The sequence below is a fragment of the Aporhodopirellula rubra genome (assembly GCF_014192335.1).
Classification (GTDB): domain Bacteria; phylum Planctomycetota; class Planctomycetia; order Pirellulales; family Pirellulaceae; genus Rhodopirellula; species Rhodopirellula rubra.
In genome coordinates, this window is the sequence record NZ_JACHXU010000001.1 from 494,557 (window position 1) to 507,634 (window position 13,078).

General features: G+C 55.3%; 9 protein-coding genes. All 9 read right to left on the reverse strand.

What is annotated here, in order from left to right:
- Positions 1 to 76 precede the first annotated feature (76 nt).
- Complete coding sequence (locus FHS27_RS01635; protein ID WP_184300771.1) at positions 77 to 1,345, reverse strand: type IV pilus modification PilV family protein; 1,269 nt, start codon at positions 1,343 to 1,345, stop codon at positions 77 to 79.
- Entirely contained in the window at positions 1,345 to 2,610 is a 1,266-nt protein-coding gene (locus tag FHS27_RS01640) for a pilus assembly FimT family protein (protein WP_184300774.1), read from the reverse strand. The genes FHS27_RS01635 and FHS27_RS01640 overlap by 1 nt, the downstream gene beginning before the upstream one ends.
- Positions 2,610 to 3,773: a type II secretion system protein gene (locus FHS27_RS01645; RefSeq protein WP_184300777.1), complete on the reverse strand. Its 1,164-nt coding sequence runs from the start codon at positions 3,771 to 3,773 to the stop codon at positions 2,610 to 2,612. Before FHS27_RS01645 ends, FHS27_RS01640 begins: the two co-directional genes overlap by 1 nt.
- The gene (locus FHS27_RS01650; protein WP_184300780.1) at positions 3,770 to 4,957 is read right to left on the reverse strand and encodes a type II secretion system protein; all 1,188 of its coding nucleotides are present in this window, start codon (positions 4,955 to 4,957) and stop codon (positions 3,770 to 3,772) included. The genes FHS27_RS01645 and FHS27_RS01650 overlap by 4 nt, the downstream gene beginning before the upstream one ends.
- Positions 4,958 to 5,110: 153 nt before the next feature.
- Complete coding sequence (locus FHS27_RS01655; RefSeq protein WP_009101136.1) at positions 5,111 to 6,550, reverse strand: type II secretion system F family protein; 1,440 nt, start codon at positions 6,548 to 6,550, stop codon at positions 5,111 to 5,113.
- Between the two features lie 156 nt (positions 6,551 to 6,706).
- Complete coding sequence (locus FHS27_RS01660; RefSeq protein WP_009101134.1) at positions 6,707 to 7,072, reverse strand: four helix bundle protein; 366 nt, start codon at positions 7,070 to 7,072, stop codon at positions 6,707 to 6,709.
- A gap of 203 nt (positions 7,073 to 7,275) precedes the next feature.
- Positions 7,276 to 8,997 carry a GspE/PulE family protein gene (locus FHS27_RS01665; protein WP_184300784.1) on the reverse strand — a complete coding sequence of 574 codons (1,722 nt, stop codon included), beginning with the start codon at positions 8,995 to 8,997 and terminating at the stop codon, positions 7,276 to 7,278.
- Positions 8,998 to 9,254: 257 nt separating this feature from the next.
- On the reverse strand, positions 9,255 to 10,358 hold the full coding sequence (locus tag FHS27_RS01670; protein WP_184300787.1) for a type IV pilus twitching motility protein PilT: 1,104 nt from the start codon (positions 10,356 to 10,358) through the stop codon (positions 9,255 to 9,257).
- 698 nt (positions 10,359 to 11,056) lie between these two features.
- Positions 11,057 to 12,817 (reverse strand): GspE/PulE family protein, encoded by a 1,761-nt coding sequence (locus FHS27_RS01675; protein WP_184300791.1) that lies wholly within the window; start codon positions 12,815 to 12,817, stop codon positions 11,057 to 11,059.
- Between the last annotated feature and the right edge of the window lie 261 nt (positions 12,818 to 13,078).

Below are 13,078 nucleotides of genomic sequence, written 5' to 3' on the forward strand. Positions count from 1 at the left end.
CACCGCGCATAAAGCGGGGTGTTTTTCAAACAGTACAAGCAAAGTCAGCCGAGCGGTTGCTGGCGTTACGCGCGCCTTATTCAAAGTTAGCAAGCGAAATCGATTGCTCCTTAACCGCCACAACACCTTCCATGAGCGTTGCGTAGGTCACTGAATTTTCAGTGCTGTCTAATGGGTTAGTGGGTGCTGGAAAGGCAACCGAAGAAAAAGACCAATCAGGCCCGTCCAGCATTACGGTTCGTTTCCAAACCGTAGTGTCTGGACGATAGTTCTTATCTGACGCACTTGCGCCTGTGTCTGAGACAAAAATTCCGTCTACAGCTGTGTTAGACGAGGGTTCGATGATCTCCGGTTCGCTGTCCACTGAAATCACGCGATACCACCGATGATTTGCAGTGAGTATTGGAACAGTTGCATTGGGATCCACTGTCCGGGAGAGCATGATCCAGTCGTTTGACTGAATGTTTGGAGGTGTATTTCCCGCGGATAGCAGTGTCACCGTGCCGCCGGCTCCGCCGCTGAATCCAGATGACTCTGCTACCATGCATAGACGTTCCGATAGAGCGTTGCCGTTAGGGGGCTCTTGGTCGTTTAGAGGAAATGTATCGAAAAGCTCTCGGTTTCGCAGGACGACAACCGACATCGACGCATGCAGTGTGTCTTCGAAAGGGTCGACGGTAATGATCCAACTGTATTGCCCCGTCGGCGCTCCGCGCCCAAATGGGACAGCACTGGTTGCGTTGCTCGCTTGCAGTCCCAGCAGCGAGGAAGAGATCGATCGATCTTTAGGACGCAACACGTTGAGGTCATCAGGACGTTCTACGAGCGTGCGTGCCGTTTCAAACTGCCCCGTGGCAATCAACGCAGCAACATCAGACAACCCCACTCGCAGCATACGTGGCTGGCCTGCGTATCCTGTTGTGCTAACCGACGTTTCCTGCGAAGGGTCGAGCAGCGGGTCATGATTGGGCTCGTAGAACGGAAACACATCTGCATTGTACGAATCGGCATGGCTGTTCGAGGCGTCGTCGGACGGTTCGGCAGCCCCCATCATCGGATCAATACAAAACGGACGAATGAACTTCGGTGTGCTATTGACCACCCCAACGCTGCCAAGAGGAATCAAATTGTCATTTGAGATCCAGTCACGTGCGAGGACTTCTTTTCCAACAGCAGACGTCAATTCCGAACCAATGTTCAAATCGATCGAGCTCTGTGCTCGCTGTCCTGCGACGGGCAAAACGGACACTAAGCCCAACAGCCCGATCATGACGACGCCGATGGCGAAAATTACCTCGACGAGCGTAACGCCGCAGCGTGTCTTTACTGACGCTAAAATCTTCATCAATTCCCCTCCAGCGATACGCCACTTCGAGCAAGTTCACGGGCCTCTCGCACTGCTTCAGCTAGCTTCGTGAGATCTTGATTGTCTGGCGCGGTTGTTTTGATTGTCGAGCCATCTATTGACGCAAAAGGGCTCGTTCTGACATGACCACTATTGGGGTTAATGACCAACCAGACCGAATCGAGATCCATCAAATTCGATTGGCCTCTGCGATCGTTTTGGTAGAGATCTTCACCAAATACAATTATTCCGTCCGTCTTCCCAATACAGAGATAGATTGTTGAATCTGGAATCGAGTATGGATCTCCGACTTCTCTTACACCAGTGACCTCGCCACCAGGTCCAAATACGATGTCGATATGTCCTTCTGCGGTGCTATTCGTGAAAGGTGCAAAGCTATTGCCATCGTCAAGCAATTCGTCATCGTAGTCACCATCCACATCCCTATCTCGTACTGTGAAGCCAGACAAATTAAGATCGATAGCTACGCCTCTCGGCATAGTAAGAACCGCTGTCGACGATACAGTGGGGCTTCGATGGATCCGGAATTTAACGGGATCTTGCGTGTTCAGTGGTGAGCGGACAGTAGAGGGATATCGCGGCACGTTTGGCGCTGCGTGAGTGGCTGGTGTTCTTTCTGTAAGATCGAATGAGACCGTAACCGTCGTTGCCGCATTGCCAGTGGTTGCGTCGTCTGAAATGGTGGTGATAGGTGCACATCTTCCACCAGGCAATTCCAAAAGGTCACCAATCTTCACTGGGGCCAACTCATCGTCGATCGCAGAATCTCTGAGTATCTCAGAACTCAATGCAATTAGCGGGCAGTCAACAGCGTCAAATTCAGCTTCATCAATCCCCGCACCGCCACTTGATTCTTGCAACCTAGCCATGGCATCGGACGCGTCACCGCTGTAGGGCGGCACTCCTGTCAACTGCCTTAGCTGAAGGGATGCACTTCGTCCGAACGGTGTGGAAACGTTTAAACGCTCTATGCGGACGCCAACGTTACGCTGTTCAGCGATCGCGCGATTTCGTGCAACGTCGATAAACGCAGCGATGTTTTGCACAGTACGCACACTTTTTTGATCGTCAACGATCTCTTTCACTGTTGGCAGCGCTATCGCAGCAAGAAGGCTTACGATGAAAAGCGCAATCAGCAATTCGACCAGTGTGAATGCCAGCGAGCTTACTGGACTTGCATTCGTTCTACTGAAGCTGGTTTGGTTCGCCTTCGGCTCACACGAAGTATTTGCAAATTTCCACATCACTGCGACTCCTGAAGCGAGAAGTTGGTTATGTCGTCAGCATGCAGTTCGGCATTGGTTATCTGCCCCGGTTTTACCGACACCGACGAATGCCGCAGATAAGGGTCGACAAATTGATAGGGGGCTGATCTTCCGTCGTTTTCATCGCCAATTTTCGATGTGGTACCTGTGTCCATCGAACTAAGTGGCCAAGATTGAGTTGAATGATCGACTGAGGAGGAAAGCTCCACCCCAAACTCTTCATCCTCGCCGCTGGAGAGAATAAGTGGTCGGATCGAATAAGGCTCGTCTTCGCTCGCAACCAAATAACCGAAATCAGATCGGAAAGGGTCAAAATCATCGGGAACACTGTTGTCAAATCTCCCTGTCGGCAGCGTGTACCCAACTGGCCATCGCACAAAACCTAGCGGTCTGCCCCAGCCATCAAGGATCTCAGGCATTCCGTCCTCGTCCGTGTCTCCGATATTCGAGTCAGGAATTCCATCGATCGCGGGTGTACCGCTGGCAAAGGAAGTTGCCATTATGAGATACAAGCATTCAGCGCCTTCGTTCTCCGTGTCCCAGGTATCTGTGGCAGAGGTGGTCACGCTATTGGCACGCGTAACAAAGTTAGCAGGCTTGCCTGAACCAGCCCATGTAACGGGGAATTCAAACCGTGGAAATGACGAGCCATCGAACTTTCGAATCACGCGTCCGGTTGCAGCGTCTTCGACTATTCGGTTTGCTACTGCCTTGATTGAAACCGGATCCGATGTTGTCCATTCAGTCGAATTCCATGTCGCAACATCAGCGATTTTGTCCGGCATCTCCAGACGCTGCAGATCTCTGGTCATGTTCAGCCGAACACGCGCGGCTTCGTAGGCTAACAATTCAAAACTGGCAGTCATCTTCTGCGAAGTATTGTTCGGGTTTACCGCATCTCTCGATAGATTGGGAATAGCAAGGGGGAGTGGCCGATACTTATAAGATTCATATAGTTCTTGAATAACCCCGTCGCAGGTGCCGATGATAGCTCGCGTGCGAGACGCTCTTGCACTATTGACCACGCCACGGGCGGCAAAAAGCACCATGCTTCCCATGATGCTCATGATCACCATCACGACCAGGATCTCTGTGAGCGTGAAAGCAGTCCGGTAGCGTTGCTGTTTCGTGTTAGACCTCATTCCAGCTCGCCCTCGAGAGTTGCGGCTTCAATAAAGTTGGTTGTATTGTCGAGATTGCCGTTGACGTTGATGTTGCTGTTCCAATCACGATCCTGATACCCGCGACTGCCCAGGCTAGAGTCAGTAAAGTACAGTGAGCTAATCGAAGTTGCGGAAGTCCCGTTGGCGGGATAAACAGTGCGACCTGACTCGGTAACAAAGTGAACCGGGGTGTCGCCTGGTGATCCGGAGGTGATGGATAGAATGGAGCCAAACACTCCATCCAGTCCGGGCGAAATTAGCTGAAATGAATTAGGGCGGTGGAAAGACACGGCCGCAAACGCTTCGGCTTCGTCGGCGTACTCGCTGCCGGCAGGTGGCTTGATTCCTATTTCAGTCTTGTAAGGCCTTATTCCACCGACTTCACTGGTTCCGGAGAGGTATCCGTTGTACACCGCTGTCGAACTGGTGCTGATATTGCCGTAGGTGCGTGAATCGAAATAAACAATCGGAGATGTCTCATCACCACCCGCCAAGTACGCAGGCAAAAGATCCTGCGACCCACCGTAGTCTCCTATCGAAAAGCCTGAAACAGGAAAACCGAAGAGCGTTTCGTCATTGCTTACATATCTTGCACCATTCAAGACCATCGTCATCCTGGTTTGATCGAAATCAAAGAATGTATTATCTCGAGTTGTTTGAAGCTGATAGTCCGCGAGATCCGTCGAGCCCGCTGTGCCGGAAGCGAGAAGCTCCAGCGGTCCGCCAGGGCCTGTAATCGGATGCTGAATATCGGCACTGAAACCACCTAAGAAGAACACTAATGCTTCAGCACGATCCATGGCATTAGGACTAAACGCTCCTGTTGTATTGGTAGCTGCTTCATTGTCGACAAGTCGGTCGAGAATTGTGACATCCGGCTCTGCCATTCTTGGAAACAGCTTCCGCATGTGCCGTTTTAACACCGCTTCGTTGCTGCCATCCGGCGGGTAATCTCCGTATTTTTCTTTATACGCTTCTACAGCTTGAGCGATTGAGTTCACTTCAAGCTTAAGCGCGGTTTCGTTCGCTCGCCTAATGCTGTTCGTTATCGCCGGGATTAACAGCCCTGCCAGAATCCCAATAATCGTGATCACCACGAGGATTTCGACTAGTGTGAAACCGGGTTTGGAGGGGGGCGGTGATTGGTGGGTTGCGGTGGTCATGGGCTACAAGCCTTGGGAGGAAGAGGCGGTTGGGAAAGCTGTTGGGGTTAGCTGTTAGCTGTTAGCTGTTAGCTGTTAGCTAGTTGCTAGTTGCTAGTTGCTAGTTGCTAGTTGCTAGTTGCTAGTTGCTAGTTGCTAGTTGCTAGTTGCGGCCTAGGTCAATCCGGTGATCAGTTCCACGAGGGGCATGAAGAGTGAGATCACGATGAAGCCGACCGCGACCCCGAGGAACACGATCATGATCGGTTCCATCAGTGCCGTGAGGCTGTCGGTCATGATCCGGACTTCTTCGTCGTACGTGTCGGCGACTTTGTAGAGCATCGTGTCGAGTTCGCCGGTCTCTTCGCCGACGTCGACCATGTTGACGACGAGGTCATCAACCACCCGCCCTTTGATCTTGGTCAAGTAGAACAGCACGCACAGCACCATCCCGCCGACGATCATGTAAAGCGCAAGGAACGTGAGTGTTTGAACCATGCCGTCTTTGTCGAGCTTGCTGCCTTTACTCGTCAACGCGACGCTCATGACCATGATGCCGGGGAACGATCCGAACAACGCCCAGAACACGGCGGCCATGGGGTGGAACCCGAGGACGGAGTGTTCCCGCAGCGGTTTACTGATCACTTCCCCTTCGCGGATCTGCTCGGCGACTTTGGTGTACAGTTTTTCGAACATCGCGTTACCGGCGGTCTCGCGGGTGATGTTCAGGCCTTCCATGATCGGCACCCCGGAACTGATCAGTGTTCCGAGCGTTCGTGTCGTCCGGGCGAGAATGTTCTTTTCGATCAACGCCCCGAAGATCGGCACGCGGAGGATGAACATGTCGAACCCGATCCGGCCGTGTTTGAATTTCCGCATCAGTTTGATCAGGATCAACGCACACACCGGCATCGCGATCAGCAGGAACCAGTAGCCCGCGATGTAGTTACTCATCGCGATGAGCAGCATCGTCGGTGCGGGAAGGGTCAAGCCGAACTCGTCGAACATCTTTTCAAACGTCGGAACGATGAACAACATGATGAACGTCAGGATCAGGATCGCGACCGTGACCACGATGACCGGGTAGATCAACGCACCTTTGACTTTTCGTTTGAGTGACTCGGCACTTTCGAGGAAGTCGGCGAGACGGTTGAGGATGGTTTCGAGAGCACCACCGGCCTCACCGGCTTTGATCATGTTGACGTAAAGACGGTTGAAGACTTTGGGGCATTTCGCCATCGCTTCGGAGAGCGTTGACCCGCCTTCGATCTCGTCGCAAACGTCCATCAGGGCGTTCTTGAGTTTGCCGGGTTTCTGGTTCTGTTCGAGAATCTTGAGGCTGCGGAGGATCGGCAAGCCGGCGTCCTGCAGAATTGAGAGCTGGCGGGTGAACGCGCAGATGTGTTTCGTTTTGGCACCCCCGAGGGCGAAGGGCCGTTTCTTCTTCCCACCAACGTCGACGGCGCCTGCGGCCTGTTTCTTGACGGCGATCTTCGTAACGAAGTATCCCATCTGACGAATAGTGGTTTGCGCTTCGTCCTCGTTAGCGGCTTCGATTTCGTCCCGGATCTCTTGTCCGGTCGCGTCCATCGCTTCAAAGGTATAAGTTGGCATGAGCTATGCTCAGGTGAAAAGGTTAATAACTACAGGTGTTTCAACTATCGTTCGATTGCTATCGCCAATCGTTCGCATTCTTAATCTTAATCTTGATCCTAATCTTCATCTCTCACTGGTGTCCCAACCGGTTGGCTACGCGTGATTCGTACACGGCTAGACCTCGCGTTCGCTGTCGTTGGCTCGTATCAGGCCTATCAGCATTGAGACGGTATCGAGCAGCATTTGCTTGCCTTCCAACGCGACATCACGTTCAATCAAATTCTTCGCGACGAGTACGTCCAGGCACGCTGCCGACTCGAGCGTCGATCCTCGTGCAATGTCGAAAAAACGACAGCGGTCTTTTGCTGTGAACTTGCCGTTTCCTTCTGCGATATTGAGTGGGATTGAGGTTGATGCTCGATCAAGTTGATCGTTGGCGGCATACTTGCGCGGAACATTGTCAAGTAGGTTGGAGGCCCAGGCTACGAACTCGATGGCACGTTGGTAAACGATGAGCTTTTCGTGGTCGAATTGTCGCATTACTGGGCTCCTAAAAGTTCTTAGCCTGAGTTGGTCGGTGTTTTGTTTTGCGGGATAGGGCGGGCGATGAAGATGCGTGTTGTTCGGGCGATGATTTGAGTTGGGGTGGGGATTGAGATTGTGAGTTAAGTTGGCGGTGGGGATTAAGATTATGAGTAAGATTAAGATTAGGATTTGTTTGGAAGCTAACAGCTAATCGCTAATCAGCCATCCACAACTGTTTCTCTTACGATTTCGTCGAGGGTGGTGATTCCTTCTCGGGCGACTTGCATTCCGTAGTCGCGGAGGGTGATCATTCCGTCGGCTTGGGCTTTGTCTCGTAGGTCGTCGGTGCTGTCGCCGGACATGATCATTTCGCGGATGGCGTCGTTCATGACCATCAATTCAAACAGCGCGATCCGGCCTTTGTATCCGGTGTTGTTGCAGTTTTCGCAGCCGGTGCCTTTGAAGTAGTCGGTCTCTTCGACTTCCTCGCGGTTGAGTCCGAGTTCCATCAGCAGGTCGGTGCTGACGCGGGTCTTCTCACGGCACTTGGTGCAGATCCGGCGGACGAGTCGTTGTGCGAGAATCGCTTCGACGGTCGCGCAGATCATGAAGGGTTGGATCCCCATGTCCGTCAGACGCGTCACCGTGCTCGGCGAGTCGTTCGTGTGCAGGGTGCTGAACACGAGGTGTCCCGTCAGTGCGGCTTGGATCGCGATCTCGGCCGTTTCGAGGTCACGGATTTCGCCGACGAGAATGATGTCAGGGTCTTGGCGAAGGATCGCTCGCAGGCACGATGCGAACGTGACGCCCGCGTTGGAATCGATCGGGATTTGAATGATGCCGTCGATGTCATACTCGACGGGGTCTTCGGTCGTGATGATCTTTTCTTTCGGGTCGTTCAGTTCGCTCAGTGACGAGTACAGCGTGGTGGTTTTGCCGGATCCCGTTGGGCCCGTCACCAGGATGATGCCGTTGGGGCGATCGATCGCTTTGCGGAAGTTGGCGATGGTGGTGGGGTCCATCCCGACGTTGTCGAGTGACAGGTCCACCACCGAACGGTCGAGCACACGCATGACGGTCGATTCGCCGAAGATCGTCGGCAGAACGCTGACGCGAAGGTCGACCGGGTGACCACCGACCATCAGTTCGATCCGGCCGTCCTGTGGCATCCGTCGTTCGGCGATGTCGAGGTCCGCCATCACCTTGATCCGCGTCGTGATCGCGAACGCGAGGTGGCGTGGCGGGGGAACCATTTCGTACAAGACGCCTTCGGATTTGATCCGGATTCGGAACTCGTCTTCGAAGGGTTCAAAGTGGATGTCCGAGGCGTGGTCCTTAATCGCGAGCAGCAGGACCATGTTGAGCAGTTTGCGAACGGGCGCCGAGTCGGCCAACGCGGCGGCGTCGGTGATGCTGAATTTCTCTTGGTCGAGAACGCTGACGGCGGCCTTGAGTTCTTCGTCTTCGGCGAGTTCGGCGACGAGTTTCTCGACGCTTTCCGCTTCGCTGTCGTAGTGTTTCGTGATCGTGGTGTTGACGTCACGTTCGGTCGCGACGACGACGCGGATGTCGTGGCCGAGGAACGTTCGCAGTTCGTCTTGGATGTTGAGGTTTTGCGGGTCGCAGGTGGCGATCGTCAGCAGGTTGGCGGCCTCATCGAACTGCACCGGGACGCAGCGATAGAGTTGTGCCATCGTTTCGCTGATCCGTTCGAGCACCTCGGGATCGATCTTCGCTTCTTCGAGCGAGACGGTTTGCATGCCCATCTGCTCGGCGAGCCCTTGGATCAATTGCTCGTCGGTGACGAGCTGCATGTCTTCGGCGACTTTACCGAACAGCGAACCGGGCTGTTGTTCTTGCTCTTCGAGCACGATCTGCAGTTGGTCATCGGTTAGGAAACCGAGGTCGACGAGGATCTGCCCGATACGACGTTGTGACATAGCAAGGACGCTTCGCAGCGGCCGGCAACTGTCGAGCGATGTGCTCTCGGGTTAACGGCCTAGTGAGTGAAAATGGCGGTGGCCCGCCGAGTTAGTTTTGATGGTTGGCGCTCGCGAGGAGCAAAACGCCGATGGCGACATGTTTGGACGTTGGGAGGACTCTCCACTCACTTCGCTCGGCCCTCCCGGAGGGCGGGTGAATCTTTGGGTGGGGAGGCTCGGTTTCGTCGTGGGGGTTTATGTTTCGTCGTGTGGGTTTATTCCCCTTCGGGCTCGGTGCCTTCTTCGATTCCCTTGCGGGCTTGGACGATGCGGCGGGCGAGGTCGTCGGGGTTGTGTGATTTTGCGAGGACGTCTTCGACGGTCACTCGGTTGGCTTTCCAGTGGTTGAACAGTGCGTCGTCCATCAGTTGCATTCCGAATTTGGCACCCGTTTGCATGGACGAGTTGATGCGGAACGTTTTGTTTTCGCGGATCAGGTTCGAAATCCCCGAGGTGACCACGAGGACTTCGTAGGCGGCGCAGCGTCCGCCGCCGATCTTCGGCAGCAGTGACTGGGCGACAACGCCGATCAGGGTCGATGCGAGCTGGGTGCGGATTTGGTCTTGGAGGTTACCGGGGAACGCGTCGATGATCCGGTTGACCGTGCCTTGGGCGCTGTTGGTGTGCAGGGTGCCGAACACGACGTGACCGGTTTCGGCCGCGCTGATGGCTGCTTCGATCGTTTCGAGGTCGCGAAGCTCGCCGACGAGGATCACGTCAGGGTCCTGACGCAAGGCTCGCCGGATCGCTTCGGAGAAGCTCGGGACGTCGACGCCGACCTCGCGTTGGTTGATCGTCGATTCTTTGTGTTCGTGATAGAACTCGATCGGGTCTTCGATCGTGATGATGTGGTGGTCGACGGTCTCGTTGAGCAGGTTGATGAGGCTCGCCAGGGTCGTCGATTTCCCGGAACCCGTTGGGCCCGTGACGAGGAACAAACCGCGTGGGCGGTGAACCAATTTCACGACCACTTCGGGTAGCCCGAGTTGTTCGGGGGTGAGTTTGTCGTTCGGAATTTGCCGCAGCACCATCGAGATGAAGCCACGTTGTTTGAAGACCGAGACCCGGAAACGGGCCAGTTCGCCGAACGCGAACCCGAAGTCGGTTGATCCTGTCTCTTGAAGTTCCCGTTGGCAACGTTCGGGCGTGATGCTCTTCATCAGCCCCACGGCGTCTTCGGCATCGAGCGTCTTGGTCTCGAGTTTGCGCATCCGGCCGTGCAGGCGGAACACGGGCGGTTGGCCAACGACAATATGGATATCGCTAACGCCCTGCTTCACAGCAGCTTGCAGCAGTTTGTCGATGAGAACCTGGGCCATGGCGTCCGCTAATTGCTAAAGAGGTAAACTGAGAGAGTGGAGAAGGACGGGGGGATGAGAACGTATCGCAACGCGCGTTGCATGGAGGCGCGACAATAGCCGCGTCCCCGGTGGGGCGTTGGTGCGTGGCGAGCCGGTCCGCTCAATCGGGCGGAATTGCTAGCAATTGACGTTCAGGGAATGATGCCTAGCCGTTGAAAATCGATCGGGGTTGGGTGAGGCGTTGGGGGCGAAGCGGGGGAAAGAATCGTTTGGTCGGGCGTTTGGGCCGTTGGAAACTGTTCTTGCCCGGTTTCGGGGACTCACCGCGTCACTGAATAAAAAGGATGCCAATGGCTGGGGTTCAGGCAGATCGAGAGATAAGAATGATGGGGTCGATCGGGCACTGAAAAATAAAGCTGGCTGGTGGGCCAGTGCGAGCATTATCGTGAAACACGTGTGAAAAGGCAACGATTTACCGGGAGAGTTTCAATTCGCACGCTCTGCCGACCCGTATAGGACGCAAAACCGTTACGCCAGCGAGTCGTTTGGGACGCCACGCAGGGGGGTGGGAAGGCGGTTTGCGCGGGTTCGTCGCGATCGCCACCGCCGGGGTTCATGCGGTGGCGAGCGGAGGCGTGTTTTCCGGGCGGGCGTGCCCGTGATTTGGCCGCTTGAGGGCGGGGGTTTGGGCAGTCCCGGCGAGGGCCTCGGTGGGCCTAGAGAGACGAGAGTTCCTTGGCGATGTGGCTGAGTGCCAGTTCCTCTTGCTCGGTCTGTTTCGCGACGCGGTAGACCTCTTCGAATGTGGTCACGCCCCGGATGACTTTGAGCATTCCGTCCGCGTAAAGCGTTGACATTCCGTTCTTGATGGCCTCTTCGCGGACCAGTTTCGTGGTGGTGCCTTTAAACATGAGTTCACGGAGTTTGCCGTTGATCAGCATCAGTTCGTAGATGCCGATCCGGCCCCGGTATCCCGACCGCCCGCAGTAGGTGCAGCCACGCCCTTTGCTGAACTCCGCCTGGGCCAGCATTTCGGGTGGAAGTTGCGAGTCCTTGATGACGCTTTCTGGCGGCTGGTACCGCACCTTGCAGCGGGGGCAGATGGTCCGCACGAGACGCTGGGCGAGCACCGCGATGACGGAGCTTGCCACCATGTAGGATGGGACTCCGATGTCCACCATGCGTGATATGGCACTGGGCGCATCGTTCGTGTGTAGCGTACTGAATACCAGGTGTCCAGTTAATGAAGCCTGGATTCCCATTGATGCGGTCTCATGATCTCGCATTTCACCGACCAGGATGATGTTCGGTGCTTGGCGGAGCATGGCTCGAATGATGCGGCCGAAGTCGAGTCCGATGCTATGTCGAACTTCGACTTGGTTGATGCCCGGCAGGTAGTACTCGACGGGGTCCTCGGCGGTGATGATCTTTCGGTCAGGTCGGTTCAGCGCGTTGAGAGAGGCGTAGAGCGTGGTGGTTTTTCCGGACCCGGTCGGTCCGGTGACGAGGATGATTCCGTTGGGGCGTTTGATCAGGGAGTTGAAGTTCCGGAAGTCGCGTTCGGAGAGCCCGAGCTGCCGCGTGCCGACTTTGATGTTGTCCTTGTCGAGGAGCCGCATCACGCAGGATTGGCCGTGGTTGGTCGGGATGATGCTGACCCGGAGGTCGAGCTGTTTGTCGCCGACGGTGATCTTGATCCGGCCGTCAGTGGGGCGTCGTTTTTCCGAGATGTCGATTTTGGAGAGGATTTTGATCCGGGCGATGATGGCGGAGAGCATCCGGCGGGGGGCTGCCTCCCTTTGGACGCAAACGCCGTCAATTCGATAACGGATCCGGACGCGGTCCTCAAACGGCTCGACGTGGATGTCGCTGGCGCGGAGCTGCACGGCTTCGGCGATCATCAGGTTGACCAGGCGGATGACGGGTGCGGAGTCGTCGTCGACGTCGCCCTCGTCCATCCCGTCGCTGCCGCTGTCGGTTTCGGTGAAGTCGATTGCCGTGTCGGTGAACTCTTGCAGCATCGAGTCAGCGGATTCACCTTCGACCTGCCCGTAGTACTGGTTGATGGCACCGTTGATGGCCTCTTTGGGGGCCAGGGCGGTTTCGATTTTGCGGTTGAGGATGAATCGCAGCTTTTCGACGGTTTCGAGGTCGAAGGGGTTGGCGATCAGGATCGTCAGGGCGCCGTCCTCCTCTTTGTAGGGCAGCACCATGTTCTCGCGGGCGACGGACTCGGGGACGAGCTCGATGACGGATTCGTTGATCCGGATGCTGCGGAGGTCCACGTAGGGGATTTTGTGGAATTTGGCGATCGCCTGCGCGACTTCTTCGGGGGTCGCGTATTCGAGTTTGACGAGGACGTCCCCGATCTCGGCTTTGGTGTTCCGGGAGATCTCCTCGGCTTCGGATAGTTGGTCGAGGCTGATGACGCCTTGCTGGAGCAGAAGGTCGGTGAAATCTTGCATCGTTTTGCTCATGGCGAGGTCCTTCGTCAGAAAAGAAGCGGTCGTGCGTCCCCTAGGATATCACGGGAGAGCGGGAAATACAGCTAATAGCTTTGTTAATAGCTGTCAGTCGTTAGCTTGTGGGAGGCTAGTTGCGGGCCGTCGCACTCTTCTCGTGTCTGGGGGCGTGCCGCGGAACACGTGAACAACGCAAAAAAGAGCTGAGACCATCTTTCGTTTGGTTCGTAGTTTTCCTGGTACGGAATCGAGCCTGGGCCAACGCCTGGATTTGGA